The 26,863-nt window shown below is 47.3% G+C and carries 38 protein-coding genes; 37 read left to right on the plus strand and 1 reads right to left on the minus strand.

The window, feature by feature from the left end; genetic code table 11:
* Position 1: 1 nt before the first annotated feature.
* The 30 genes from EI981_RS13200 to EI981_RS13350 all read left to right on the plus strand — a co-directional run bounded on the left by EI981_RS13200 (position 2) and on the right by EI981_RS13350 (position 19,432).
* On the plus strand, positions 2–280 hold the full coding sequence (locus EI981_RS13200; RefSeq protein WP_126998827.1) for a hypothetical protein: 279 nt from the start codon (positions 2–4) through the stop codon (positions 278–280).
* A complete protein-coding gene (locus EI981_RS13205) occupies positions 280–567 on the plus strand; it encodes a hypothetical protein (protein ID WP_126998829.1) in 288 nt (95 codons plus the stop codon). The genes EI981_RS13200 and EI981_RS13205 overlap by 1 nt, the downstream gene beginning before the upstream one ends.
* Before the next feature lie 21 nt (positions 568–588).
* On the plus strand, positions 589–843 hold the full coding sequence (locus EI981_RS13210) for an AbrB/MazE/SpoVT family DNA-binding domain-containing protein (protein WP_127004658.1): 255 nt from the start codon (positions 589–591) through the stop codon (positions 841–843).
* A gap of 114 nt (positions 844–957) precedes the next feature.
* Entirely contained in the window at positions 958–1,248 is a 291-nt protein-coding gene (locus EI981_RS13215) for a hypothetical protein (protein WP_227011834.1), read from the plus strand.
* Positions 1,249–1,417: 169 nt separating this feature from the next.
* Positions 1,418–1,687: a hypothetical protein gene (locus EI981_RS13220; protein ID WP_126998831.1), complete on the plus strand. Its 270-nt coding sequence runs from the start codon at positions 1,418–1,420 to the stop codon at positions 1,685–1,687.
* Positions 1,684–2,013 carry a hypothetical protein gene (locus EI981_RS13225; protein WP_126998833.1) on the plus strand — a complete coding sequence of 110 codons (330 nt, stop codon included), beginning with the start codon at positions 1,684–1,686 and terminating at the stop codon, positions 2,011–2,013. The genes EI981_RS13220 and EI981_RS13225 overlap by 4 nt, the downstream gene beginning before the upstream one ends.
* Positions 2,014–3,048, plus strand: a complete 1,035-nt coding sequence (locus EI981_RS13230) for a hypothetical protein (protein WP_126998835.1) — start codon at positions 2,014–2,016, stop codon at positions 3,046–3,048.
* The gene (locus EI981_RS13235; RefSeq protein ID WP_126998837.1) at positions 3,045–4,232 is read left to right on the plus strand and encodes a metallophosphoesterase family protein; all 1,188 of its coding nucleotides are present in this window, start codon (positions 3,045–3,047) and stop codon (positions 4,230–4,232) included. Before EI981_RS13230 ends, EI981_RS13235 begins: the two co-directional genes overlap by 4 nt.
* A complete protein-coding gene (locus EI981_RS13240; protein WP_126998839.1) occupies positions 4,232–4,705 on the plus strand; it encodes a hypothetical protein in 474 nt (157 codons plus the stop codon). The genes EI981_RS13235 and EI981_RS13240 overlap by 1 nt, the downstream gene beginning before the upstream one ends.
* Positions 4,702–7,236 carry an AAA family ATPase gene (locus tag EI981_RS13245; RefSeq protein ID WP_162616161.1) on the plus strand — a complete coding sequence of 845 codons (2,535 nt, stop codon included), beginning with the start codon at positions 4,702–4,704 and terminating at the stop codon, positions 7,234–7,236. The genes EI981_RS13240 and EI981_RS13245 overlap by 4 nt, the downstream gene beginning before the upstream one ends.
* Positions 7,237–7,423: 187 nt before the next feature.
* On the plus strand, positions 7,424–7,651 hold the full coding sequence (locus EI981_RS13255) for a hypothetical protein (protein ID WP_126998845.1): 228 nt from the start codon (positions 7,424–7,426) through the stop codon (positions 7,649–7,651).
* On the plus strand, positions 7,648–7,929 hold the full coding sequence (locus EI981_RS13260) for a hypothetical protein (protein ID WP_126998847.1): 282 nt from the start codon (positions 7,648–7,650) through the stop codon (positions 7,927–7,929). The genes EI981_RS13255 and EI981_RS13260 overlap by 4 nt, the downstream gene beginning before the upstream one ends.
* A 13-nt stretch (positions 7,930–7,942) precedes the next feature.
* Positions 7,943–8,899: a MarR family transcriptional regulator gene (locus EI981_RS13265; RefSeq protein WP_126998849.1), complete on the plus strand. Its 957-nt coding sequence runs from the start codon at positions 7,943–7,945 to the stop codon at positions 8,897–8,899.
* Complete coding sequence (locus EI981_RS13270; protein ID WP_126998851.1) at positions 8,877–9,215, plus strand: replicative helicase loader/inhibitor; 339 nt, start codon at positions 8,877–8,879, stop codon at positions 9,213–9,215. The genes EI981_RS13265 and EI981_RS13270 overlap by 23 nt, the downstream gene beginning before the upstream one ends.
* Positions 9,216–9,219: 4 nt before the next feature.
* Positions 9,220–10,608, plus strand: coding sequence for a replicative DNA helicase (gene dnaB / locus EI981_RS13275; RefSeq protein WP_227011899.1), 1,389 nt, complete (start codon positions 9,220–9,222; stop codon positions 10,606–10,608).
* Between the two features lie 13 nt (positions 10,609–10,621).
* Positions 10,622–10,789, plus strand: a complete 168-nt coding sequence (locus EI981_RS29230; RefSeq protein WP_193556461.1) for a DUF6906 family protein — start codon at positions 10,622–10,624, stop codon at positions 10,787–10,789.
* On the plus strand, positions 10,789–10,977 hold the full coding sequence (locus tag EI981_RS13280; RefSeq protein WP_227011835.1) for a hypothetical protein: 189 nt from the start codon (positions 10,789–10,791) through the stop codon (positions 10,975–10,977). Before EI981_RS29230 ends, EI981_RS13280 begins: the two co-directional genes overlap by 1 nt.
* A gap of 137 nt (positions 10,978–11,114) precedes the next feature.
* Positions 11,115–11,528, plus strand: coding sequence for a RusA family crossover junction endodeoxyribonuclease (locus EI981_RS13285; protein ID WP_126998857.1), 414 nt, complete (start codon positions 11,115–11,117; stop codon positions 11,526–11,528).
* Positions 11,529–11,554: 26 nt separating this feature from the next.
* Positions 11,555–12,346, plus strand: a complete 792-nt coding sequence (locus EI981_RS13290) for a hypothetical protein (RefSeq protein WP_126998859.1) — start codon at positions 11,555–11,557, stop codon at positions 12,344–12,346.
* Positions 12,347–12,419: 73 nt separating this feature from the next.
* Positions 12,420–12,656: a hypothetical protein gene (locus EI981_RS13295; RefSeq protein ID WP_126998861.1), complete on the plus strand. Its 237-nt coding sequence runs from the start codon at positions 12,420–12,422 to the stop codon at positions 12,654–12,656.
* Positions 12,656–13,444, plus strand: a complete 789-nt coding sequence (locus EI981_RS13300) for an HNH endonuclease signature motif containing protein (RefSeq protein WP_126998863.1) — start codon at positions 12,656–12,658, stop codon at positions 13,442–13,444. The genes EI981_RS13295 and EI981_RS13300 overlap by 1 nt, the downstream gene beginning before the upstream one ends.
* A 24-nt stretch (positions 13,445–13,468) precedes the next feature.
* Positions 13,469–13,840 (plus strand): LexA family protein, encoded by a 372-nt coding sequence (locus EI981_RS13305; RefSeq protein WP_126998865.1) that lies wholly within the window; start codon positions 13,469–13,471, stop codon positions 13,838–13,840.
* Positions 13,837–14,298, plus strand: coding sequence for an ASCH domain-containing protein (locus EI981_RS13310; RefSeq protein ID WP_126998867.1), 462 nt, complete (start codon positions 13,837–13,839; stop codon positions 14,296–14,298). Before EI981_RS13305 ends, EI981_RS13310 begins: the two co-directional genes overlap by 4 nt.
* Before the next feature lie 246 nt (positions 14,299–14,544).
* Positions 14,545–15,036: a hypothetical protein gene (locus EI981_RS13320; protein ID WP_126998872.1), complete on the plus strand. Its 492-nt coding sequence runs from the start codon at positions 14,545–14,547 to the stop codon at positions 15,034–15,036.
* A 40-nt stretch (positions 15,037–15,076) separates the two neighbouring features.
* Positions 15,077–15,274, plus strand: coding sequence for a hypothetical protein (locus EI981_RS13325; protein ID WP_126998874.1), 198 nt, complete (start codon positions 15,077–15,079; stop codon positions 15,272–15,274).
* A gap of 255 nt (positions 15,275–15,529) precedes the next feature.
* A complete protein-coding gene (locus tag EI981_RS13330) occupies positions 15,530–16,252 on the plus strand; it encodes a restriction endonuclease (protein WP_126998876.1) in 723 nt (240 codons plus the stop codon).
* Positions 16,253–16,805: 553 nt separating this feature from the next.
* The gene (locus EI981_RS13335) at positions 16,806–17,321 is read left to right on the plus strand and encodes a hypothetical protein (protein ID WP_126998878.1); all 516 of its coding nucleotides are present in this window, start codon (positions 16,806–16,808) and stop codon (positions 17,319–17,321) included.
* Positions 17,322–17,511: 190 nt separating this feature from the next.
* The gene (locus tag EI981_RS13340) at positions 17,512–18,048 is read left to right on the plus strand and encodes a ParB N-terminal domain-containing protein (protein ID WP_126998880.1); all 537 of its coding nucleotides are present in this window, start codon (positions 17,512–17,514) and stop codon (positions 18,046–18,048) included.
* Positions 18,045–19,082 carry a DNA cytosine methyltransferase gene (locus tag EI981_RS13345; protein WP_126998882.1) on the plus strand — a complete coding sequence of 346 codons (1,038 nt, stop codon included), beginning with the start codon at positions 18,045–18,047 and terminating at the stop codon, positions 19,080–19,082. Before EI981_RS13340 ends, EI981_RS13345 begins: the two co-directional genes overlap by 4 nt.
* Before the next feature lie 134 nt (positions 19,083–19,216).
* Complete coding sequence (locus EI981_RS13350) at positions 19,217–19,432, plus strand: hypothetical protein (protein WP_126998884.1); 216 nt, start codon at positions 19,217–19,219, stop codon at positions 19,430–19,432.
* Here EI981_RS13350 and EI981_RS13355 read toward each other — a convergent pair whose 3' ends face one another.
* Positions 19,433–19,975 (minus strand): DUF4145 domain-containing protein, encoded by a 543-nt coding sequence (locus EI981_RS13355; RefSeq protein ID WP_227011836.1) that lies wholly within the window; start codon positions 19,973–19,975, stop codon positions 19,433–19,435.
* Between the two features lie 190 nt (positions 19,976–20,165).
* Here EI981_RS13355 and terS point away from each other — a divergent pair, with 190 nt between their 5' ends.
* From terS to EI981_RS13385, 7 genes are read left to right on the plus strand one after another with little or no spacing between them, the layout of a single operon-like run.
* On the plus strand, positions 20,166–21,044 hold the full coding sequence (terS, locus tag EI981_RS13360) for a phage terminase small subunit (RefSeq protein WP_126998888.1): 879 nt from the start codon (positions 20,166–20,168) through the stop codon (positions 21,042–21,044).
* A complete protein-coding gene (locus EI981_RS13365; protein ID WP_126998890.1) occupies positions 21,037–22,485 on the plus strand; it encodes a phage terminase large subunit in 1,449 nt (482 codons plus the stop codon). The genes terS and EI981_RS13365 overlap by 8 nt, the downstream gene beginning before the upstream one ends.
* Positions 22,478–23,974 (plus strand): phage portal protein, encoded by a 1,497-nt coding sequence (locus EI981_RS13370; protein WP_126998892.1) that lies wholly within the window; start codon positions 22,478–22,480, stop codon positions 23,972–23,974. Before EI981_RS13365 ends, EI981_RS13370 begins: the two co-directional genes overlap by 8 nt.
* Before the next feature lie 3 nt (positions 23,975–23,977).
* A complete protein-coding gene (locus EI981_RS13375; protein ID WP_126998894.1) occupies positions 23,978–24,994 on the plus strand; it encodes a hypothetical protein in 1,017 nt (338 codons plus the stop codon).
* Between the two features lie 60 nt (positions 24,995–25,054).
* Positions 25,055–25,192, plus strand: a complete 138-nt coding sequence (locus EI981_RS29020; RefSeq protein ID WP_162616163.1) for a hypothetical protein — start codon at positions 25,055–25,057, stop codon at positions 25,190–25,192.
* 60 nt (positions 25,193–25,252) lie between these two features.
* A complete protein-coding gene (locus tag EI981_RS13380; protein WP_126998896.1) occupies positions 25,253–26,431 on the plus strand; it encodes a hypothetical protein in 1,179 nt (392 codons plus the stop codon).
* A gap of 25 nt (positions 26,432–26,456) precedes the next feature.
* Positions 26,457–26,852, plus strand: a complete 396-nt coding sequence (locus EI981_RS13385) for a DUF2190 family protein (RefSeq protein WP_126998898.1) — start codon at positions 26,457–26,459, stop codon at positions 26,850–26,852.
* Positions 26,853–26,863: the final 11 nt, after the last annotated feature.

Below are 26,863 nucleotides of genomic sequence, written 5' to 3' on the forward strand. Positions count from 1 at the left end.
TTTGGATAGAGAGATGTTAGTAGCACAAGCGCTTGAAGCTGGACAAGCAGCTAAACATAACTTGGAGATGATTATGCGGGAACCGGAGCGGATGGTATCTTCCAAGAAATTAGTGGACGGTATCGCTTATCTGAACACTATGATCAAATTCGCGGAAGCAGAAGTGCAAACGAAAAACGACCGCCGGCCAGGGCAGTCGAATTTGAGAACACGTCTTAAGAGTCTCTTGCTGTCCATTTTACTTGTTGAACGTCGTGAAGGCAAGGGGGAAACAGCATAATGGACCGTCGTTGGATAGCTTTGCTCCACATTTTCAAGAATACACCGCGGTTAGAACCGTTTTTAACAACGCATTACATGAACCCGAAGCGAGGGGTTCTTCATATTCAACGACTTCGGGCAGCTTCAAAAGGCTGGTCGCGGTCGGAGAAGTTCATGCTAGTTCTGGCTTTTCACTTTTACAATGAGTCAAACAAAGTGAACATTTCAGACATGGATTATCTGGACTTTCACCATAAGGAAGTGGCCTTCGAGGCGCTTCGCATTAGATTTAATAATAACTATTAAAAGGAGTAATTAACTATGGCTATGAAATCAACTGGAATCGTAAGAAACGTGGACGAGCTTGGACGGGTAGTAATTCCTAAGGAGTTACGCCGCACATTGGGGATCGGTGAGAAGGATCCACTCGAGATCTTCACTTATGGAGAACAGATCATTCTTCGAAAATATGTGCCAGGTTGCATTCTTACTGGTGATACTGAGGACCTTATTGATTTCAAAGGTAAGTTGGTCAGCAAGGCTGCCATTCGAGAGATGGCGGCTGCAGCAGGACTTCATTAACAGACAAGGCTTCGGCCCTGTCTCCCGGCATCAGACGGTTTTCTAACCTTTTCTCCGTTTGGTGCCGAGAGATGCGGCCGACCGCATCAATATCTTTAGAAAGGAGGATATTCAATGGGAGTTAATGTGATTCAGCGCCTAACAGTGGTCAGTAATCCGACCCGGATCTTCGAAGTTGGAACCGAGCTTGATGGGCGAGAAGTGATTGAAATCAAGCAGGTAGGTTACGAGCTTGATAATGGGGTCTTTTCTGAGTTCCATGTATTTGACGAGAATGATCAACTGATTGCAAGCATTGAAAATTGTCCAGTGATTCTGGACTGGAAAGTGATAGTCGAAGACGGACCGGCGGAGGTGGCAAATGGGCGAGATTACGGAAATGATCTTGGACGGGCTGCTGTGTGAGACTTGCGGCAGCTATATAGACGGCGAGGAGACTGGATATCCTCGAAAATGTGAGGATTGCGAAAACGAAAAATGACCAGCTGCAACTGGTCATGTCTATTACTCAAATAATTTTCTTGCCCCTATCGTAGCAGATGGGGGCGCATCACACAAGAGGGAGGGGTTAGGAATGAGCAAGGCTTACTCAACCTATTCGGTTGACCTGAGCGATCAGAATATTGAGACCACTATCGAGCCAGAAACGCCATTTCTTCCACCGATGGTGACTTTAAAAGGAAGTTTCGGTTCAATTCAAATCTATGCCGCAAACGAGCAGCTGGCGGAGATCGAATATGCTTTTCGGACTCATTTGAACGGGATTCGCTATCCTGAAACTCCGGATCAGCAAACTATTTTGAATAACGAGATTAATCAATCTATTGAGGAGGAAATCGCATGACAAAACAAGATATCGCAAACCGTTTATTAGCATTACCTGGGGAGATCGCTACAGCGGAAGACTCTGTACTTGAGGCAAATAGACAGGTGATTCTGGCCAAAGAGATTCTGCAGCAAAAGGAGGATGACCTACTGCTTGGGAATGCGATCGATGGTAAAAATGCAGAAATCCGTGCGGCCCAAATGCGTCAACATACGGAACATGAGCGATTGAATCTCTCTAATGCCGAACTACATTTGAAAAATGATGTAACTAGACTGGGAAGGCTAAAAGATGAATTCCGGGCGCTTCAGGCCGTAGCAAACTTGCTTCAGGGGGTGGCTTAATTGACGGAAGGGAACCTGACTGTATTGCCTCAATCCTCTGGTGGAAACGCCGGAGGAGGGGCGATCGTCGATCTTGAATTCGGCAGCGCTGCCGATCTTCGGAGGAAATTAGACGCCATGAAACAAAAGCTTAATCTGACCAAAGAATTTTTCCGTGAAGTGATGCAGGAAGGCGTTGATTACGGGACTATCCCAGGAACGGATAAGCCTACTCTTTATAAACCGGGAGCTGAGGGGCTTTGCGAGTTTTATAATCTAGCTCCAACGATTGGGGACAAAGTCGAGGATAAGAATCACGAAAGTGGATATTACAGCGTAGACATCACGATCCGGCTGATTCATCGAAATACAGGATCTATCATTGCTGAAGGTGTTGGCCATGCTAACACTTACGAGAATAGATACCGTTGGCGTTGGTATTCGGAATACAAGCTACCAAAAGGGTTAGACAAAGAGACCCTGTATTCCGAACAGCGAGACGAATGGAAGAACGGTCGGAAAACGGGCACTACGTACACCATGTATCGTGTTGAAAACGATGATATGCACAGTATTTGGAACACGGTTCTGAAAATGGCGAAGAAGCGCGCGTTGGTTGACGCAGTCCTTTCGGCCACTAGGTCAAGTGGTATCTTCTCTCAGTCAGAAGAGGAACTCGAAGCATATTTGAACGGGGATGATCCGGAATCAGGGGATCAAGAAGGTCACGTAACTACTCGGAAAGCTTCTCAATCTACGAAGACTAGTAGAAGCACATCATCCGGTCGACCATCTAGCGGTTCTAGGGCTGGCGGCTCGTTTTCTGAAAAAAACCGTGCATTTGATCTTGCCAAACAATTCAATGGTGGGACTATGGACTGGAAATGGCTGACCGACAGAGCAGTTGAAGCGTTGGGCCGTCCGATCGGGAAGGTGGTACAGGACGTAGGAGACGCTGAGTGGAAGCAGGTTGCAGATTATCTCGAACAATATGGGGCGGGAGGAAATGATCCTGGCGAGTTGAGTTTTGATGATCTTCCGGAGGATTTGCGATGAAAATTGCTCATATAGCAGATGCACATTGGGGTTTCGGGTATCCCGGCCCCAATCCGGCTGCACGGTTTGAAGATATCACTCGTTCGATGGATTGGGCTGCAGATCGGATTATTGCTGAGGGATGCGAACTGGTCTTGTTCGCAGGCGATGCGTTTAAAGACGCTAGGGTCTATATTGACCGGGCGACAGCGGAGATCAGGGCGTTCGTTTCGTGGCTTCGTCGGCTATCAGACGCTGGCATCGAGGTCATCGTAATCAGTGGTACCCCGTCGCACGATGCTATCAGTGCGTACCATCTAATCAGAGAAATGCAGATTCATGGAGTTCAAGTCTTCACCGAACCGGAGATTGCTTCACTTCCAAGCGAGGGAGGAGCAATAGTTGCCTGTCTCCCCGGAATGAATCGCTCGTCCTTTGCGCTTCAAGACGATTTTGCGGGGCTACCACCACACGAATTTCATTCCAAAATGACAAATTGGATTACGGACACTTGCAGGGAGCTTCGTGCTGGCCTTATTGGCCCGGTAATCCTCGTGTCTCACTTGACTTATGACCTGGCCGATACAGGTTTTGAGGATGCACTCCTTCAGAATGAACCTATCCTGACGGACGAGGCGGCCCGCATGTTCGACATCGTTTGTCTTGGCCACATTCATCGTCCGCAGCTCGCTGGTAGCAATGTATATTATAGCGGAGCTCCGGAGCGGCATAACTTTGGTGACGAGCGGACGGTGCCGGGATTTTGGATTCATGAATACACCGGTCTATCATCTATTCACGAAATAAATGGTTTCCGTTCTACATTTGTTGAGACGCCAGCTCGCAGTTTCAAAACAATTGATTGGTGCGATATGGACATCGAAGCTTGGTTAGATGGCCAAGTAGATGATTTTACTTCTATTAAAGATGCGATTGTCCGTGTACGTTACGAGTGCTCAGAAGAATTGCAAAAACGGTTTGATCGTCGATCGTTAGAAAAAGCACTGTACGAAGCCGGAGCCTTCTTTGTAGCCGAGATTCGAGCAGAAGTCCAACGCTCGGAGCGGATCCGGGATACAGAAGTGACAGAAGGATTAAACCCGCTGACGGCACTGACTGCTTGGGGTAACAATCAAGGTTATGAACCTGAGGAGATTTCTGAGCTACAGGTATTGACGACGGAACTATTGGAGGGAACGAACTGATGGCTAATCTTACAGAATCATCGACCGCAGGAGAAGCTAAAAACTTCCTACTATTTCATATGGATTCAACTGAAGCAAACGATGGGGTTTCTGAGGAACCACGTTCCACCGTAAACCCGGGCCTGACAAAAGAACAGGCATGGAACGTCTTCTTTGGAGCAATCATTCAAAAAGAGGATAACGAGCCCATTCATTATCTAGCTCTCCGAAATATGATCAGGGAATTCGGTTCTTATTATGATGACGGATCTCCAGAGGAAGAAATAACTAACCAGATGACTTGCATCGGATGTGGACTCCCTCCCGATCAAATCGAGGAATATATTGAGATGGCGCGAGAAGAAGGAACGACTCCTAAGCAAATTGTTTTAACGGAGGAAGGCACGTATAACGGTTTCGAACCCGGGCGGTTTTACTGCACTTCATGTTACATCAAAGCTGGTATGCCGATTGTCGAGGAGGGCAGCGCATGATTCCTCTTCGTTTTATCCTCAAAAATTTCAGAGCAATTGAATATGCCGACATTGATTTGTCGGCTGTAACATTGGCAGCGATTGCCGGGCGGAACGGTGCCGGCAAGTCGTCGGCCTTCACGCTGGCGCCACGATTTGCTCTCTTTGGTGATGTTATCAAAGGTATCAGCCTGGATGACCTAGTTCGCAGGGGAGCACAGGAAATGTCCGTCACCTTCGTTTTTGAGCACCAGGGCAGCGTATATCGGGTAATCCGTACGCGGTCAACGAAGGGCAAGGGCAAATCCACGCTCGAGCTGCAGCAACAGGTTAACGGTACCTGGGAAAGCAGATCGGCCGAGAAAATCGGTGATACGGAGGCTAAAATCCGCATTTTGCTCAACTTGGACGACGAGACGTTTACGGCCAGCAGCATGATCCTACAGGGTCAGGCTAACGCCTTCACTGGTTCGACTGCCGGGAAGCGGAAGGAAATCTTATCACAGATTCTTGGGTTGAACGTATATGAGCAGCTTCTGGAGCAGGCCCGGCAGCGGGCCGGGCTGCTGAACATAGAGATCGAGAAATCCAAGGATAAGCTATTGATAATTGACGAGCGACTAGCCGGTCGCCCAGCGAAGGTAGAGGAGCTGCGGATTGTAAAGAGCCAGCATGACTTAACTCAGACTATGGTGGCTGAGGATGAACGAGCGGTCCGGGAAAGCGAGGCGCAGCTTGCCGTACTCCAGGTAAAGCGGTCCCGTATTCTGCAAATCAATCGGGATATGTCGATGATCGACGACGAGATCACGGCCCTGCAACAGGAACGGTCTGGCCATCTTGAACGCCTCGAGCGTGCCGAGAAGATTCTTGCCAACGAGGCGGGAATTTTGGCCAAGGCTTCCGAGTGGGAGGAGGTCAAGCAGCAGATTGCCACTCTGGAAGCCAGGAAGCCCGAGAAGGATCGCATTCTCCGCGAAATGTCAGCAGCGGGAGCGGAACAGTTCCAACTTGACGAAGATATGATCAACTTGGCTACTCGAATCGTTACACTCAAGCGACAGCTTGCCGATCATGAGACACTTCAGCTGCGAGCAACAGAATATGAAAGAGAGTCGGCAAGGCTGCAGGAGTACGAGAAAAAGGCTGACAAGTGGAATCTGTTGGCTGCTGAAATCCGAAGCCTTGACACTCAGCGGGATAAAGAAGAATCCCGGTTGAAGCTTGAAGAACAGCGTTTGACGGATAAGATTACCGTACTCGAACAGCAGGAAGCACATATTCACGACAGCGGCTGTTTACCAACCTGTAAGTTCCAGCAAGCTGCCGCCTTCGCTATCGCAGAGCTTCCGGACTTACGGAAGCAATTAGAAGAACTTGACTGGAGTTCAGCGTTTGATCTGACAGCAAGAATCGCAGTATTTGAAGCTGACCAGGCTAATATCGGATATAACTCTTCAGCTCACCAAGATTGCAAAGTCAAAGTGAACGAATTACGTGAGGCCGCTACCGCCTTCGCTCAGCTATTAGGAAAGGGTGAACTGCTACAGCAGTTAGAGCAACAGTATCGTGATCTCAAGGCACGAAAAGATAACAGCATAGAACGTGTTGGTGATCTTTTGCAGCAACAGGCAGGTCTTGATGTTCTTCTCATGCCGCTGCCAGAGTTGACAGCACGTGCCACTGATCTGCAGCGCTGGGCAAAGCTTAAGGACGAGATCAGCGCATCCCGTGAGGCAGCCGCGAATGCGAAGGAGCGCATCGCCGCCATTGATCGGGAAATCTCCAGCAAGCAAGCCCGCAAGGAAGAATTAGAGAGTGAGAAAAACAGCCTGGTAATTGACACTCTTGAGTATGATTCCTTGCATCGAGAATTGGACAAATTGCAGACCGTATTACAAGACCGTCGCCGGCAGCTCGCTGCTCTGGCCGAACAAATCGGCGGCATCAAAGCGGTATTGACTGAGCTCGAGGCAGATCAGCAGGAACGTGACCGGCTAGCCGCTGATTTGGAACCGAAGACGGTCCGCTGGACCCGTTATCAGACACTGATCAAAGCGTTCGGACGCGACGGGATCCCAGCGCTCATTATCGAAAACGCCGTGCCACAGCTCGAACGCATCGCCAATGAGATACTCGGACAGATGTCGAAGGGCAAGCATTACGTCCGCTTTGAAACGCAGCGAGAACTCAAATCCCGCGACGGGGTCGCCGAAACGCTAGATATAATGATCGGCGACTGGTCTTCTGAAAGACCGTATGAGACTTTCAGCGGAGGCGAGCAGCTCCGTATCGATTACGCCATCCGCTTCGCGCTAGCCGAATTACTTGCACAACGAGCCGGCAGTAAGGTCGAATGGCTAACGATCGACGAAGGTCTTGGCAGTCAGGACGCGGAGCACCGTGCGCTTGTACTCGAATCTATCAAATCTGTGGCCAATCGATTTAAGAGGGTCCTTGTTATCACGCATATTGAGGATGCTCAGGCTGCATTTGACCAGGTCATAAGGTTCGAAAATGCAGACGGTGGCGTGGAAGTGCTTGTGGCGTGAATGATGAGTTCGGTCGGCCACTGTTGCGAAGTATGATGGGCGACCAGATTTGGAAGCTCATGCGTGTTGACGAAGAGATGTTCAAACAGGAGACTCGGGCATATTTCGCTCTTAGGTATCCTGGATGGACGGTTGTAAAGGTTAAGTATCCGATTGTATTTCTTAGAGACGATAGGGGGACGTGAGCATGGATAAGAGCGTTGTTCAACTAGATTTGTTTGATCTAGAACAGCCTGCAGAGAAATCTTTCAAACAGCCAGTGCGAAGCCCTCTACTAAATGGAATGTATTATGAGCGCAGTTCAAATAGATTTGTTTCATTCGTCCAGGGACGCAGGCACTTCGAAGTAACTCCAAGCCGCTGTCTGGGAGACAAAGCCTGGAAGGAAAAAATAATGAGGGAGCGTGTGATATGAGCGTAATGACGAAGGAAGAAAAATTAGCACAAACAACAGAAATCGTTAAATTTCTTACCGAAAAGAACGAGGAGGCAAAGAAGGCGGGTATTGAACAACATGCCCACTTTATAACATCTATTGCTTACACCCTTGGATCGTTAATCGGTTTTGACCTCAAGCCTATGGGATATGGTCCGATGTTAGGCACAATAATTGAATCACTTACGGATGGGCTTCAAATGGCAGCCACCGAAAAAGGTGTAGAAGGAACTTTCGTAAAAATCGTTCGAGATTGATGTATGTAAGGGGATGAAGCATATGCCCGAAGGCAGTTACCCTTTTCCGATGTACTCAGGGCTTTTAGAGCCAGAACACTATAAGAACATAGGCAGCGCGATATGGCTTTTCCTCTGGTGCATCAGCTCCACGACACAAGAGCTTAGGGAGGAGGAAACGGTCTGGGGCATTGTCCTCGGTGGTAAGCCAATGAAACTGTCTGAGATAGCAGGGTATTTCGGAGTCAATGACAAGACCGTTAGTCGCTGGTTGGACACCTTAGAGCAACACGAGTACATACGAGTTACCAGGGCTGCACGCGGGTTGATCTTGTCGGTTCGAAATTCGAAGAAGTGGACGGACAAAAATGTCCGATCACATGAAAGTGAACAGACAAAAATGTCTGATCATGAAGTTAGTGATAAGACATATATGTCCGATCAGTCGAGCAGTGAACAGACAAAAATGTCCGATCATGAGCAGAAATTAGCCAGTGATCGGACAAAAATGTCTGATCTAAAAGATATTAAAGATCTTACTACTACTCCTATTACTGTTACGGATTGGCTTGAGGAAGAAAATCCTGATTCTCAGGCTAACGGAATTTTCGAGCTTTTAAACGCTTATTGCAAACTGCATGGGAAATTCGATATCCACGTTTCCCCAAACGAACGCATAGCCATGGGTAAGATGGTCGCCGGAGGTACGCCTAACCCTTTTACCATCCGAACTATGGAGAGCCTTCTGGAGGCAAAGCGACTTCGTGAGGGGGCAAGGTTTAAACTGCCTAAGAGCTTTTTATACTACGTGGACGGTATCGAGGAGGCCTGGCAGAACCATCTGGCTGCTTTGGACAAGCCAGATGAAATGAAGCCAACTCATACGCCGCCTGAACAGCCCAAACGAATGACCAAGCAACAACGCGAGCTAGAGGATTTACGCAGAAGAGCAGAGGAGGCGCGGAAACGTGGACAGGGCAGAGGTTATTGAATTGCTCATAGTCATCAAAGAGAATTACCCGAACTTCGATGTCAGCGACGATAATATCGATCGACACATGAAATACCTTCATGATTTTCCTTTTGACGTGGCTATGCGAAACGTGGACGAGCACATTCGGACGAATAAGTATCCGCCAAACATAGCGGAGATCCGCGGTAGTCTGGGTGAACAGATCGAGCGGGACCGGATGAAGGCTGCTACGGATGAATATTTCAGAGCACGGGAGAAAGCACAGGAACAGGCATGTCCTCCACCTCCTGGCTGGAAGGAGGATATCTTTGCAAAACTTAGACGGTCATCTTGAGGTGATGATGCCGCATGATTTAGCAGCTGAGTGTTCGGTGATCGGAGCGGTTTTGGTAGATTCAGAGGTTTACGAGCAGGCGGAGTCGTTAACATCGCAAGCTTTTTATAACGATGAGAATCGGATCATCTTTGAGCGCATAGTGGAGCTTGCTGACGAAGGAGAGCCCATTGACTTAGTCACTCTGACATCACGTCTACAGGATTGGGGTGAGCTGGAGAAGATCGGCGGGGTCAGCTATCTATCCAAGTTGGCTCATGCGGTTCCAAAGACGGAGAATATCGAGTCTTATGTTTCCGCAGTTCAAAACAAATTCTTGTTACGAGAAATCATTCAGTCGGCACAGTCTCAAATTGCCGCAGCTGCATCCGGTGGAAATATTCAAGCACTTCTGACTGACATGCAGACGTCGGCTGCTAAATTAACGGATAAGGCAGCACCACCGCAGGATTTTAAGCGCATCGACAATGTGTTGATGGAGGTCATCGAAGCAACCGAGACCAAATCAGAAGTCTTTAAGACTGGCGAAGTAACGGGTCTTCAAACTGGATATAAGGATCTGGATGCAATCACTGCGGGGCTTCAAAGGAGCGATCTTATCATCGTCGCAGCTCGTCCATCCGTCGGGAAGACGGCTTTTGCACTGAATGTTGCTCAGAACGTGGCTGCACGATCTTCAGAGCCGGTTGCAATATTCAGCTTGGAAATGTCTGCAGCTCAACTTGTAACCAGGATGGTCAGTGCAGAGGGGAATATCGATGCTAGCAAGCTCAGGATGGGTGATATGGGTGCGGATGATTGGACTAAGATGGCGGATGCAGCAGGAGTCCTTGGCAGGGCTAATATCCGCATTGATGATTCAGCAGTCATCACGGTCCATGATATCCGGGCGAAATGCCGGCGCCTGAAAAAGCAGGAAGGGTTGGGGATGATCGTTATCGACTACCTGCAGCTGATCTCTGGACCCAGCAAAGGGCGGGGAGCCGAGAACCGGCAGCAGGAGGTTTCTGAGATCTCACGTACCTTGAAGCAGATCGCCCGAGAATTGGAAGTGCCGGTTATCGCATTATCTCAGCTCAGCCGCGGCGTCGAGCAGCGCCAGGACAAACGTCCGATGATGTCCGATCTTCGGGAGTCAGGCTCTATTGAACAGGATGCCGATATCGTTGCTTTCTTGTACCGGGACGATTACTACAACCAGGATGCTGAGAAGAAGAACATTATCGAGATAATAATCGCCAAGCAACGGAACGGCCCGGTTGGAACGGTCGAACTAGTCTTCTTGAAGCAATTTAATAAATTCGCTAACTATGATCGGATTCATACTGATCCGGGGCCACAACCACCACCTCAGAAGAAGGTAACGGATATTAATAAGCGCCGCTGGGCGTAGGGGAGGAAAGGATATGGGGAAGCAAACACGACCAACAAGACCTACACGTAAACAAAAGGCAGAAATGAAAGCCTGGAAGCTTGTACCTGAAAATTGGTTAGTTATACAGGACATACCGACAGTGATGATATTGGTTAGCAAAGGTGGTCTCAAAAAACGAGTCATCAGGCGGGGAGCATAATGAGTAGTCCGTGGAGCAAATGGAGTGTGTACGAGTATATGAGGCACACATACATGCGATCTGGGCGCTGGCCAGACTTGCCAGAGTTAGTGGACAAGTTTCCAACGGTACCGCCGGCAGAGATTAAAGAGGGCATGGAAGAATTCGAACTCACCCTCACGATCGGGGGCAATCGAATTGCGAAATGAAGAACTCATTGATCCATTCTTTCAAGACACTCCATGGGAATTGATTCATGATGACAATGGGCGCTTGTTGGGTGAAGTATATGTACTGGATTTATATATGCTTCCCGCAGCATTCATGAAGGAAGAGGGGAAACGGAATGATTCAATTCACAGTGTATGGCGAACCAGTAGCACAAGGAAGACCGAAGTTCAGCACCGCCGGAGGGTTCGTTAAAGCTTATGATCCGGCTAAGTCTCGGGACTATAAAGATTACGTCCGTCTGGCTGCAACGGAGCACGCTCCAGAGGTGCCACTGGAGGGACCGGTCGGGATGGTGCTAACGGTTTACCGATCAACTCCAAAGAGCTTTAGCAAAAAGCGGGCGGCAATGGCTGAGGCAGGGCAAATACAACCAACTACAAAACCGGATGTAGATAACTATCTAAAAGGGGTCAAGGATGCGCTGAAAGGCGTTATCTGGAGAGATGACAGTCAAGTTGTTGAAGTGTTTGCTCGGAAGAGATACAGTGCGAGACCGCGTATTGAAGTAAAAATTAAGGAATTATCATAAAAATCATGAGGGGAAAGTGATTGGGTATGGTAAAGAATTTCGCTAGATTTACAGCAACAATAGGCAAAGGTATCAAAGTTGGTGATTCAGATGTAGAAATTAAGCTGACACTTCCGTTAAAAGTAGTTCAAGAGAATTTTATGTTTCTTAGTACTAACCAAGGTGAAAAGGTTAATGTTTTCTTAGGTGATCCACAAATGGCCTGGGATTTTAATGAAGAGGAAGAAGATATGTATAAGACTTATACTGGCGGTCGTCAAGTTACTGCAGATGCTTCAGGTGTGGTTACATCAGTGGAGCGGCCAGCTGAGGAAAAGGACGATAATCAAACTGAATTGTTCGCCGAAGATGGGACTGCACCTGAAAGTGATGCGGAAACAGATAATGATCAAGTTGGTGAACAATCCGGAGAGCCGGATGGCGAGAACCCTGTGGGAAACGAGCTGGATGATTATGAAAGAGAGATTCTCGGTGAGATGGATAAATACAAGGAGTCAGGGGAAATGACATTCGAAGAAGGTCATTCTTCAAATGATAATGGATCCGATCAGAAGGAGGTCACTCCTGTAGAGGATGAAAGTGCTGGCGAAGAGATCGAAATCAGCAAGGAACGACTCGAGGAGTACATCCTTGATCAGCGTCCATCATTTCCGGAATTTGATTTGGATTTCGCAGACTTATTGAAGAAGCGCCGTGATGGTTCGACATGGCTAGGTTTGTCTAAGGAACTAGGTATTCCGAGCAGTCAACTGAATACCAAGTACCGGAAGTATAAAGACAAGGTTAAACAGATGATGAAGGACAATGGAGCTGCTTAAACTGTAGAAGGTAAAAATTGAAGGGCCCCTTGCGGCCCTTTAACCGAACATATGATCTTATGGGGGATGGGAAATGAAAAACACTTTGGGAGATTTGAACAATCATTTATTTGCTCAACTTGAGCGGTTAAGCGATGAGGATATGACTGGAGAAAAGCTGGCTGATGAAATCAACAGAGCGAAGGCAGTGACGAGCGTTGCCTCACAAATTATTGCCAATGGTTCTCTTGTGTTGGAAGCCAGAAAGCTTGCGGATGACCGTATGAACGCAGATACAAAGATTCCTAAGATGCTTGAAGGTGGGAGCTAATGCATCGCTGGACGGATGAGCAGAAACAGTATATTCACGAGATTGCCCAAGGTAGGTACAACTCTGAGATTGCTGATTTGTTTAATTCAAGGTTTGGAACTGATATCTCAGAGGGACAAATTAAAAGTTTTAAGGCTAATCACAAGATAAAAAGTAATGTTCCAAGGAAACGGATAACTGGTGATGAGGGATTGTTCACTCAAGAACAAAAAGACTTTATTAGACGAAATGTCAGCGGCCGACTAAATGAAGATCTCGCGGATCTAGTCAATAAAAAGTTTAGTCTCCAAATCACAGCTAGGCAAATGAATACTTATAAAAAAAATCATGGTTTGGTAAGTGGATTGGATTGTCGCTTCTTGAAAGGATCTACTCCGGCAAACAAAGGGACAAAGGGATTGTACAATGTCGGAGGTAATCGAACTTCATTTAAGAAAGGGCAGCAGGCGCTGAATTACAAACCCGTGGGCAGTGAGCGAATCGATCGTGATGGGTATACGCTGATTAAAGTTTCGGATGAAGGACCTTGGAACAAAAGATGGCGACATAAGCACAAGGTTATCTGGGAAGAAAAACATGGTCCAATTCCGAAAGGCCATGTAATTCTTTTTGCAGATCAGAACAGACGCAATATTGATCTGGATAATTTAATTATGATCAAACAAAGCCAACTTTCGGTTTTGAATAAAAAGGGCTTGCTCCATGATGATGCTGAGCTAACTAAGACCGGCATAATTATGGCAGACATATATCTAAAAATTGGTGAAAGAAAGAAACTGAGGAAATAGTCCTTCGAAGGAGGATCGCTGACAATGAACAATCATAATAAACCACTAACTCGGCGCCAAACCGAGGCGTTGCAATTCATAAAATCATTTGTTTCTAAAAACGGTTATCCGCCGACGGTCCGAGAGATCGCCGATCATATGCAATATCAGTCTGCTTCGACGGCGTTTCAATTGCTGGAAGTTCTGGTACGTAAGGGATATATCAAAAAGGGAAGCCGTCCTCGTGAGCTGCAGATCGTTGGGTATGAATCCATGGCAGAGAAGGATGCGGAGATAGCACGGCTACGGGAAGCCCTGGTACGTATTGCTGGCATGAATATCATCGGTAGCTCGGCAATCACGATGAAGAGCATAGCGAACAAAGCTTTGGAGCTGATTGGAGGCAAGGCACAATGAAGGCAATTACGATTCACCAGCCTTGGGCGACGTTGATTGCACTTAGGGAAAAGAAGTTTGAAACACGGAGCTGGCCTACTAAGCACCGTGGAGCGATCGCCATTCATGCCGGGAAGAAGATTGATAAGGCGGCATGTGAGGTGCCTGATATCAAGGCAGCACTCGCTAGGCATGGATATACAGCAGACAATCTTCCGACCGGTGCAGTAGTGGCAAAGGCTGAGTTGCTGGATAGTCATACTATTTTTAATACAGCTGACAATGGTATACATGTTATTCATTCGACTGATGCAAGGGTAGAGTGGATTTACAACAATGAGAAAGCCTTCGGGTGGTACGATGAAGGTCGCTATGCCTGGGAACTGGATAATGTCCGGATGCTGCCGGAACCTATCCCAGCAAAAGGGCAACAAGGATTATGGAATTGGGATGGTGGTATCCATGAAGCATTGGTTTAAACGCCTATTTTGCAAACATGATTATAAGCCGTTTACGAAAAACTCTAAGTTTCATCATATCCAAGGGGAAAGGGTTTATATTATCTGTACAAAATGTGGGCATGAAAAAGGTTCTATTTTCTATGAATATGAAGGTTCAGGCTACAAATGAATAGAAAAGCAAAGACCCCCATAACCTGGCCGGGCGCGGGGGTCTGTTGGTAAACCATTCCTCTTGACATTATAGCATAAAGGGGAATGAGGGGAATGGCGATGGCATGGGAACAGGGGGAACTTTTTCCGAAGGCATCAGAGCAGGAGATCCAGCGCACTAAATTCCTGCTCGGTAAATATACAAGTATGATTTCTTTGATGAAGGACTTTGAAGGATATGAACAGGAATTGAGACAGGTGGCCATTGATGGAGAAGTGGCACGTCGCATCGACCAGGAAGACCTGCATGCGGATAAGACAGCAAATGCAACGATTATGATTGAAAAGCAGCGCTGGGTATATCAGCGATACAAGTTTTATACCACGCAACTGCGGAGATCCTGGGCGCTCATCCAGGACGAGGACGAGAAGAAGGCAATTGATTACAGGTACATTCAAGGATATTCGTACAAGGAAACACTGCTGTTTTTTCGCCGTAGTCTGAGTGACAGTACTATTCGACGGAAGATTGATGATGGCGCGAAAAGCATGGCCAACTCACTTAAACTGATGGGATTCTTTGAGCAGGATGATGCGGAGTTTTGATGTGTAGTAGACCCATATTGCACAGGAAGGAGAGAAGACGGTGAGAAACTATTGTCTTAAAATGACCCCTTATCAAATGTTAATGCTGAAGGCTGATATGGAAGACCGACTTAAATATAACGGTGGATTTTCTGCTGATGAACATGCTCTTTGGTTGCAAATGGTGGAGTTTGAAAAACAGTTCGATATTGATGATGCTGAGTACAAACGTCGTGAAGCGGAAAAGGCTGCTGAATAGTACAAAAAAATTACGGATTTTTGGCCCTAAAATGAACACAACATGAACGTAACTTGAACCTAAGTTGAGCACCACATGACGGATTTTCCATGATACATTAGGAGCATAGAAAAAGGCGGGATGACACGCACGGCTGCATGAATGCGGCATTGAACCGGGGCGTAACTCTCTCGCCTTTTCTATTCCAATGCAGGAATATAGTCCCAATTGTCGAAAGATGTAATGTATAACAGTATTCGATGGGGGATTTTTGAGATGGCAAGAAGAAAGAGCAAGGCAAAGCAGCAAGAAGAGTTTATTCAGGGGCTTTTAGGGTTGGTGTTATTTGCTTCAATATTTGGGACATTTGGTCTAACTAAGTCGTTTCAGGTGACCATTATTGTTACAGTACTGGCCGTGGCTGTATTCATCGCTATATTGACTATGATTGGTATCAAGAGAACAGAGCGTCTAAAACGATCCGGAATCGCGGACATCGATAAAATGGAGGGTGTGCAGTTCGAGCAGTACCTAGGCCATTTATTCCGGGCTCAAGGGTATAAGGCTGAAGTGACAAAAGCCACGGGGGACTACGGCGCGGATCTGCTCATCCAGAAGAATGGCAAGAAGACCGTTGTCCAGGCGAAACGATATAGTAAAAACGTCGGGATTAAAGCGGTACAGGAGGCACAGGCGGCCATTGCTCATTATGGAGCTTCGGAGGCCTGGGTCGTCACAAATAGCGATTTCACCACAGCAGCATATGACTTGGCCAAGTCAAACCGGGTTCGACTGATTAATCGTGAAGCATTGGTTGAAATGATTCTTTCTATGAACCCAGGGACCGCGCCGGCACCAAAAGCCGTCATGGCCACGACACCAGTGGACGAATTGACTTGCCCGAGATGTGGGAACAAACTTGTGCTTCGGAACAGTTCAAAGGGCCAATTTTACGGATGCAGCAGTTTTCCGAAATGCCGGTATATAAAGAAGAGTTAGGTTAGTTAGTGAAATAGTGAGGAAATGAGAGCAAACAAAAGAAGATATGGATTATGTCCAGCAGCCCGAGCAAAACACATTTTGACTTCATTTTCTAAAGCTCATTAAAATGGTCTTGTCATAAGTATCTAGTTACTAAGTACAGATGCTTTTATAGCAAAGAGCGAAGCGTTTTTGCGGCGGCCGTTCAGGACGCAATGATCCAGCGGATCTCTTTGCATTGAATGAACTACATATATAATTCGAAGTCGTTCCTTCCGTGGAGTGGCTTTTTTTATTTTCACAGGAGCGTGATTGTATGAAAATCCTTCGATGGTTAATCAAGGTCACATACGGTCGATCGGAGGCATCAAGAAATCGGGGTGAGCGAATACATGGCCGGGAAACGTAATAAGCTGCAGCAGCCACGATCGGAACCGAAGCAGCCGAGGAAGTGTAGAGGTTGTATATGGGGTTCATGGACCGGAACGAAGCAGTTTTGCAGTAAGCAGCAGTGTGTGAAGAAGGGAAATCCTTCCTGATGTCGAATTTTGAAAACAGGAGGGAAGTTGATATGTTTGACTTTATTGCGAATTTGAAAGAACTAAAAGACCTAAGTATCTCAAAGGTTCTAATTTTCAGTTCTTTTATCTTACTGGTGCTAGCTTATGTCAGGAAGAATATGCCTGAAATGAATAGTGATTTTTTAGAAACCCTAGCTTTTTTCTCGAAAAAATTAGGGTATGAAGATTGGAAGTCACTTTTTTCAATTATTCAGATAATTAGTGCGGGAATAGTTTTAGTGCTATTTACCGTTTATATTCTGTGCCTTATTCTTTATATGTTTTACTGGGAAAAGCAGAAAAATGCCCCATATCTAAATGCACAAAGAAAACAGTGGGTCCAAAGTAAAGCTCCTGTCTATCTTATGTTGTCTTGTGCGTTCTACTTAAACTTAGTTGGGTATTACTATGTATTGGAAATAGATATCATTAACTATTCTGTTCCACTTATTATTTCGACATTAGTCTTAATGACTGGCGTATTAGGTATTCTAGGGAAATATGTCCTTCAAAATTATGATGATTAACAGCAATTAACTGATGTTTTTTCTTCTGCTCACATAACGAATACAATCCGACTTCAAGTTAATATGTTCTTGGTGTCCGATTACAACAACAACATCTGTAAACGTCTGGAGAGGGCCACAGCTTAGCTGTACGGCCCTCTTTTGCATCTACGTATACGAAAACCAACTCAACACAAAGGAGGCGTCCATAGTGGACATCAGAATCATACCGATCGAACAGATTAACGCAGCTGCTTATAACCCTCGTGTCAATCTGCAGCCTGGCGATCCGGAGTACGAGAAGCTTAAACAATCAATTCTATCATTCGGTTACGTCGAGCCAATCGTCTGGAATGAACGAACCGGCAACATGGTCGGTGGGCATCAGCGGTATAAGATCATGGTGAATGAACTTGGCCACACAGAGTTAGTCGTTTCCGTCGTCAACCTGGACGATCAGCAGGAACGGCTGCTTAATCTAGCTCTTAATAAGGTTTCGGGCGACTGGGACGAAGAAGCGTTGGCCGCTTTGCTGGATGAATTGCAGACAGCGGGGGCTGAGCTGGGGCTTACCGGGTTTGATGATACGGAGATCGACAGACTGCTAGCCGACTTTACTGAGCCGCCAGAGGATCAATTGGGCGATTTCAGCAACAAGGAACTGGACGTATCCGAGTTCGACGAATCACAGTTCGATTGCAAATGCCCGCGCTGTGGGTTTGTATTTGACAAGGAGGATACGTTATGACTCTCCCGGCATGGGATTGGCGCCTGTCTGATCTCGCTGGCATTCCGCATCATGGCAAGACTGTGTTCTCCTGTTTCTCGTGCGGCGGCGGCTCTACTATGGGTTACAAGTTGGCTGGATACAGGGTCCTTGGAAACGTTGAAATAGATCCACAGATGATGAAGATCTACCGGAAGAACCACAACCCGTCTCACCCGTTCCTGATGCCCATACAAGAGTTCAAGAGCATTCCTGATGCGGATCTTCCGCCTGAGTTATTTAATCTGGATATCTTGGATGGATCGCCGCCATGTAGCGTATTTTCAACTGCCGGCGCACGTGAAGATAAATGGGGAGGGGAATATGCCTTCCGGGAGGGACAGGCTGTTCAGCAATTGGACGATCTGTTCTTTGAATTTTTAGAAGTGGCCGAGAAGCTTCAGCCGCGGGTGATCGTGGCTGAGAATGTCAAAGGTATGTTGATAGGCAAAGCACGAGGTTTTGTCAGTCTTGTTTTGTACAGGCTCCGAGAGATCGGCTACAGGCCGCAGCTATTTCTACTCAATAGTGCGACGATGGGCGTTCCCCAAAAGCGGGAGCGCCTATTCTTTGCTGCATCCCGTAATGATCTGAAGTTCCCGCGTTTGAAGCTTGAATTCAATGAGCCGCCAATACTTTATGGAGAGGTTCGTCAGGGACGTGGAAAACCGATCAATCCGGAGAGCAGGACCTTCCAACGTTGGCATAGGAAGCGCCCGCCTGATCTAAACATGGGAGACGTAACCGAACGCGAAGAGGGAAAGGTGAGCAACTTCAACACTATTCTTCTTAAGGACCAAAAGGTCGCAAATACGCTGGCCAGTTCGTCGGTATTCCTACGTGATGATGTGCCGGAACATATCAGTGATACCGATGCAATTCACATTCAGACTTTTCCGTCTGACTATGATTTCATGGATGCTGATGTCCAGTATGTATGTGGAATGAGCGTCCCGCCGATCATGATGCATCGGATTGCGGAGCAGATCCATCTTCAATGGCTTGACCCAAAATAAAAAGGAGGACGCGCGAACGTCCTCCCATTCATCCAGGGTATCCCCCGGCTGAGATAGCGGCCCGCCGCGCGCGGCATTTTGCAGACATCCGCTATCTCGCATTCCATCATAACGGAAAGCCGAGGGGAACAGCAATGAGAACACCTGAAGACAATGACATCCTGCTGCAGCATGAGCTCGCAGTGATGGAAGGAATTTTGGAAAGCAAAGCACAATACCGGAAGATCGTTAAAGCTGGCATTGCGAAATGGGTCAAGGACTTTCAGGACGGCCGTATCGAGATTAAAACGGTAGACGATCTGAAAAAACTGATTGAAATAGATATTGAACTGCAAAAAGACGAGCTTTGATTAGCTCGTCTTATCTCTTGCCTCGATACCTTGTCTTTTACCTTCGGGTAATTTAGCAAACAGTTCACTTATTCTTTTATTACGAGAAATTCTTTCTTCTATTATGAAGTTTATAAGTTCGAAGAGTTGTAATGCTGTTTCTTGATCATCTCTTAAATCGAGTTCGCCAGGATGTACAGATTCGTTTCCAATAACGCGTACAATATCTAGGGCTTTTTGTACTGCTTCTGGTAGCCCTTTGCTTACTAGTGAACCTATATCCTTGTTGATATCTTTTCCTGGTTCACCTAGTTCAACCATGAGTTTTTGAAGACAAAGTCTTAGTAAGGCAGCTGCCCCTCTTGGAGAGAGGTCGACAATACTTCTGGCTTCTTGAAAATCATCAAGTAGGGTTTCGGGCATGTCAGCATGAGGAGTTGGAGCTGTTTGTACATCTGGTACCACCATTCTATGCCCTTGCCAAATGGCATACTCCCTACAATGAGTACAGTAGGATATATTAAAACCCTTTAACATATCGGCATGACCAAGCACGTTGTGCATTACATTGCCCCATCTTTGATGTGCGAGCACTCCACAGTTAGGGCAATGAAAGGATGTCTTGTGTAAAGCAGGAGGAAAATAATCCGTTTGCATTAAAATCACCTTTCAAGTTTGAGTATTTAATGAAGTAATTCTACTTTTCACTAAACAATTCCTCTATTAAATAAATCCGGAGGTGGTGATATATGTAATGGCCAGAGAACGCAGTCCAGATCGGGACAAGGCTAAGCAAATGTGGATAGAGAGCGGCGGGACGATGAGGTTAAAGGACATCGCCGCCGCTCTTTCATTTGGTGATAGCAAGATCCGAAAATGGAAGTCCTTAGACAATTGGGAAGCAGAACTGAAAGGGAGCGCTCCATCTGAATCGAAAGGGAACGCTCCACGTCGCGGCGCTCCTAAGGGGAACAAGAACGCAGTTGGTAATCGCGGTGGTGCGCCTCCTGGCAATCAGAATGCTCTCGGGAATAATGGTGGGCCCGGCGGGCCGAAAGGCAATAAAAAAGCGGTAACTACCGGCGAATATGAAACTATCTGGATGGATGCCCTTGAAGAGGACGAGCAGGAGCTGGTTGACCAGGTTGATACCGATCCGATCCAGCAGGCTGACGAAGCTATCAAATTGCTAACGATTCGGGAACGTCGTATGCTGCAGCGGATTGGTAAACTCATAAACGGGTTGACAGAGAAACAACGGCGTGTCCTCAATGAACTCAAGGCGGTTAAGGATGTCATGACCGTTCATGACGAAAAGACTGGCGTTACTAAGACGATACCGATCACTCGTACCGAGATGGTAGAATCTGAGATAGAGGAAACAGAATTTCGTCCGCTCGACGACATTTTAAAGCTCGAAGAAGCGTTGACTCGGGTACAAGGGCAGAAGATCAAGGCGATAGAATTGATGAACAAGCTCATTGCTATCGATGAGGAGAAACAGGTTCGCACGGCTATCCTGCAGATCGAGCTGCAGAAACTACAGGGAGCTGAGGGAGCAACGGCCAGCTGGACAGATGCTCTCAAGGAGATCGCGGAACGCCGCAGAGCGAAGGTGAAAGCTAATGGCTAAGCCTTATAATGTTGTGGCAGACCTGGTAGCCCTTATCGATCTCTATTGGGATGACCCGAATGCTTTTGTTGAGGATATTCTTCGGGCGGATCCAGACGAATGGCAAGCTGCTGTTCTTCATGATATTGCTTATCATCCTTTAGTAAGTGTGCGGTCTGGCCAGGGTGTCGGCAAAACCTCACTTGAAGCTTGGGTTGTCATCTGGTTCCTTTGTTGTCGGCCTAACCCGAAGGTAGTTTGTACTGCACCGACCCGACAGCAGCTGCATGATGTACTTTGGGCGGAAGTGGCCAAGTGGCTTGAAGGGTCAATGGTGAAGAATCTGCTCAAATGGACAAAAACTAAGATTTACATGATTGGCCATGAGGAACGCTGGTTTGCAACGGCGAGAACTGCTACCAAGCCGGAAAACATGCAGGGCTTTCACGAGGACTATATGCTTTTTATCGTGGATGAAGCTTCCGGTGTTGCTGATCCGATCATGGAAGCAATCGACGGTACATTATCAGGTCCAGAAAATAAATTGTTGATGTGCGGAAACCCGACTCGAACGAGCGGGTATTTTTATCGGTCACATCATCAAAATAGAGGAGATTACAGAACTCATAAAGTTTCTTCTCGTGACAGCAAGCGAACCAATCGGAAGAACATAGAGCGCCTTGAAAAACAGTATGGCAAGGACAGTGACGTTGTACGAGTGCGGGTTGACGGAGAGTTTCCACGATCAGAGCCGGACACATTCATTCCGCTAGAGTTGGCTGAAGCTGCTGTAGTCCGGGAAGTTTACGTCAAGATTTTGGACGAGGACACGGGGGAATGGAGTCAACCGATTCCAGATACCGCCGAGATTGAAATTGGCGTTGACGTCGCTCGATTCGGTGATGACGTAACGGTAATTGTTCCTCGTATAGGTAATCTTGTTCCGTTCATTCGGTCTTATTCCAAGAAGGACACCATGGAGACAACCGGTTGGGCAATTAACTTGGCAAAGGAACTCATGGCGAAATACGGACGTCCGCGCTGCACAATTAAGATTGATGATGACGGTGTTGGGGGTGGGGTGACGGATCGACTTAGAGAAGTTGTCCGGGAAGAGGACTTATACATCGATGTGGTTGACTGTCACAACGGCGGTAAAGCTGACGATCATGAACATTATGACAATTGGGGGACAGAAGCCTGGGCGACCGTTCGGGATTTGCTTCAGGCCGGGGACATACAAATTCCGAACGACGAGGATCTGATTGGCCAACTCTCGACACGGAAATACACCGTGACTAGCAAAGGCAGAATAAAACTTGAATCAAAGAAAGAAATGAAAAAGCGGGGCCTCCGATCACCTGACCGGGCGGACGCGCTTGTTTTGGCATTCGCAAAAACCGGAAGGATTATTGATCCGGCTGCGGCTGGATTACTGAGAGGAGGGAGAATATATGGCTAAAATATGGGGCAAGATCAGCGGCGAGATGTCCAGGCTACGCGGAGGAATTGTAAACATGATGAACGGCCTTGGATGGAGCCTGACCGGCGGCACGATTGGCGGGACATATACGCTTAATACAACTCGTGTTAACTATGAGTTTGCCCGGAAGCTATATGACAACACAGCTGAAGACTATAAGCTTGGAGCTGGCTTTGCGAAAAAGATTATCAATTCAACAGTCGGATTCATGGGTTTACCGGACGTTAAGAGTTCAGATGCTGATGCCCAAGAGCGCCTGCAGGAGTTCTTTAAGCAAAATCGTAGTCGGATGCAGCGAACACATCTGAACGCGATCCGAGAAGCTGACTGTTTCGTCTGGTTGACTCGAGAGGACAACAACAACCCTCTCTATCCAGAAGAGCGCAAGCGGATCGTCTATAACATCATTCCACCGGAGCAAGTCAAAGGGATTAACCTGGACCCGATCACTGGCGAACCGATCGAGTATATCCTCGAATCGACTAGTACTTGGACCGATGATTCTGGGGCAAAGCGACGGGCTGTTATTAAACAGCGGATCAACAAGGATCGCCGGATAATTGAAATAGAAGGTGATCAGCCGCCAAATTTGGTAGCGGGGGAGATTACTAATCCATGGGGCTTCATTCCAATCGTCCATTTTAAAAATGAAGCGGATGAAACAATGGCCTATGGTAAATCGGATCTCGAATCCGTTGAACCGTTCTTTAAGATTTACCACGATGTGTTTCTTCATGCTGTTCAAGGTTCTAAAATGCACAGCACACCGCGCTTGAAACTGAAGCTTAAAGATGTCGCAGCGTTTCTTCGTAATAATTTTGGTGTTAATGATCCGGCCAAGTTTGCAAAGGATGGCGGAACAATTAATCTGAATGGACATGAGTTAATCTTGCTGGAGTCAGAAGAGGATGCAGCATTCATTGAGGCCAAGTCAGCAACAGGTGATGCTACGGCGTTGCTTAAATTCGTGTTCTATTGTATTGCCTCGGCTTCGGAAACGCCTGAGTTTGTATTCGGCGTTCATATGCCTTCGTCGCTTGCTTCTACCAAAGAGCAGATGCCGGTATTTATTCAGAAGATCGAGCGGAAGCGCATGGCATTTACGGATAGTTGGCAACTCATGTGCCGGATGGTCCTGGCCATGATCTCGCAGGCAGAGAACAGCTCCTTTTCCACCTATGAGACGGAGCTGATCTGGGAAACAATCGATCCACGGGATAGTAAGGACGTAGCCACAGAGATCAAGACGATCGTCGAAGCACTGGACAAGGCGCTTGCTGGTCGCTTCATCAGCTTAGAAGCAGCTGTAGATTTCTTGAAAGCCTGGATCGACACTATGCAAGATTTCGAAACGGATGATGAAGATGTCCCGGGTGAGAAATCGCGGATTGTTCAAACTTCCTTGTTCCTCGCTCGTTTAGAGGATGGTGAAGGGCTGGACGAAGAAAAGCAGGAACTGGAGGTGTAAGCTATGGCAGAATTGCCATCTGCGCAGCAGATCCTCGAGCAGCTGAAACTGATTGCAGGCCCTTATGCCAAGTTTGCACTCGCTGGTCGCAAGAAGTACGTCGATCTCCGACTTCGCCAAGATCAGGCAGTACGAAGTATATACATCCGAGCAGCTGACAAGGTGGCCAAGGAGATCCGGCGGTTGAAACGACTTGGCGCCGGCAGCCAGATGAACATAAGGTATTTGACTGCTGTAAGCGAGTCATTGCGCGAGAATGGTGTAGGTGAAGCTCTGACTGACCTCTTAACAGGTGATATCGTCAAAGCGGTCGACGCTGGATCTACTTACAGTATGGAAGTAACACTGTCGCATATCAGCAAGACCAAACTTGCCAAGAAGCCGGTTAAACGAGCATTCTTCCGAGCTAACAATCAAGCGGTTGAAGCCTGCTGGGCGCGAACCGAGCGCGGACTGCACTTATCTGATCGGATATGGGATAAAGATGAAAAATACCGAAAGGCTATGACGGAGATCATACAGGACGGCGTCGCTACAGGTGAGGACCCAGTCGAAACGGCCCGGCAGCTTGAAAAGTACGTGCGCCGTGGCAAGAAGACTTTAGCAGTCGATTATCCTGAAATGATGGATCGGATCGGTAACAGGGTACCACAGGACATCAGTTATGAAGCGTTACGCCTTGTCCGGACAGAGACAGCTGCGGCATTTGGGGAAGGCACGATTGCTGCAGCTAGCGTCAGCCCGAGTTACAAGGGCATGAAATGGGTTCTTTCCGGCTCACATCCGGTTCCAGATATATGTGACGATCTGGCCAACGCCGACCATGGGCTTGGTAAGGGAGTCTGGCCGCCTGGTCAAGAGCCACCAATGCCGGCGCATCCGAACTGTTTATGTGTTCTTATTTCCGTTCATGAGGATACAGACGACTTCATGAAGCGCTTGAACGAATGGACCAAGAACCCGCAGTCACATCCGGATTTGGAAGATTGGTACACGAACGTATATTCCGAAGTGGCATAGATTTCCTGCTAATGGTGATATATGATATATTCGTAGATTGCTATTTTAGGAGGTATGGCCATGGATGGTGGTATCGAAATTGAGATCCCGTTAATGCCGACTGAAGAAGAACTCCGAGAGATGCGCAAGGAACAGACCAGGGAAAAGCTGCAACTGCTGGATGGCGGCAAAGATACAAATAATAATGATGAAGAGTAGGCGCCTAATTATGGCGCCTTTTCTTTTGTCGGTTTTACCGGAGAGGGGGTGAACGTGAAAATGTGGAGCTCACAAATTTACGGGGAGATGGCAGCGGAGGAAAGTAGCCTTTTTCGTTTGTTTGCTGGCATTTCGGGAGAAATGAGTGTGAATGATATTCCCGTCGCTCCTGGGGTTGATGTTGATTTGATCAAACAGGGCGACAGTGATCCTCTGGAAGTGGTTGTAGAGGTTCCTGTCGGTAAGTCGAAGCGGGGTTGGAATTATACTCACAAGTCATTGCAAGACATCGTTAATGCCGTTAATACGAGGACGCTTGCCGGCTTCAAGGGGCACCAGAAACCGGAGGACGTATCCAATCAGTTTATTGATCCGGCCACCCATTGGATCGGCGCTAAGATGACCGAAAAAGCAGCCTATTTCCGTGGGATTGTGGACCAGAGAGAACCAGACCTCAAACGGTTTATTCGATCTGGACGAATCAAGCAAGTTAGTATCTTCGGGCGGCCAGCTCTTAAAAATGTTTCTGGCGAGACGCAGGTCGTCGGCTACGATCCTCTTAGTATTGATTGGACGCCGCTTGACCGGATGGGGATGCCGACACGGATTGTTGCTGCAAGCGGTGAGATGTGGGATTTAAACGGGGCAGGACCCGGAGAAATGAAGGGAGATGATGAGCAAGTGGAATGGGCTCAAGTGATTGCGGAAATTAAGAAACGTTATGAGAATAAGACGATTACAGTTGGTATGCTTGCTGGCGAGATGGGGCTTACCAATGATCAAGTCATTGCAGAGTTGACTCCGGAGTTTGCCAAGGAGGTTCAACGGGCGCTGGAGATCAGCACAAAGGCTACTGAAATCCTTGGTGTCAGCGGCGAAATGGATGTCGAGGCCTTGTTTAAGTCCTTGAAAGATGCTGCCGACAAAGAGGCCGGCGCAGGACGGGATAAGATTGTTGGTGAGATGATGGAAGGCAAGGTGACATCGGAGTCAGTCCGGAAGGAATTACAGAATCCTGAAACAACTCTTGGCAAGCTGTGGGCTTACCATGCAAAAGGCATTGCTGCTGATGCAACTAAGGAGCAAATCGCGGGTGAAATGGATACATTCTTGGCTGATCCAGTTGTTAAAGGGATGGTAGATGTCATTCACACGGACAAGCCTGCTGGTACAGGTGGGGGCGGAGGCAGCAAGACAGGCGCTCCGAAAAACCTACGAGTTAAACGAGCATCGTTCTAATTTATCAATTCGAGGAGGGATTCATATGTCTTACAAAGGTCAACCAGTGCCAAGTACTGTGCATCAACTTAATCGTGCCAAGATTTCTGATGGTAAATCCGTTCGCGTTACAATTCCTGAAAAGATGACTATTGTCGCACAACAATTTTATCTTATCGAAGGCTTTTTCGGCGCGGCAATGCAGTCTGTTAAGACGGAAGAAGGTCAAACTGATGAAGTCATTCTCAATATCGAACAAGCTGAATTTGAGACTGATCAAATCGATAAGACTCAATCGTTTGCTGTCGGAACATCAATTTATTGGGATGCTACTGCTGGTCAATTAACTGAGACTGACGAAGACAATCGTCTCGTTGGTCGGGTTACTGCTCCCAAGGACGCTAAAAACGTAATATGGTTCCTTTTGGGACCACAAGTATAAGGAGGCTAATA

Origin of the sequence: Paenibacillus lutimineralis (assembly GCF_003991425.1) — a bacterium.
GTDB classification, from domain to species: domain Bacteria; phylum Bacillota; class Bacilli; order Paenibacillales; family Paenibacillaceae; genus Fontibacillus; species Fontibacillus lutimineralis.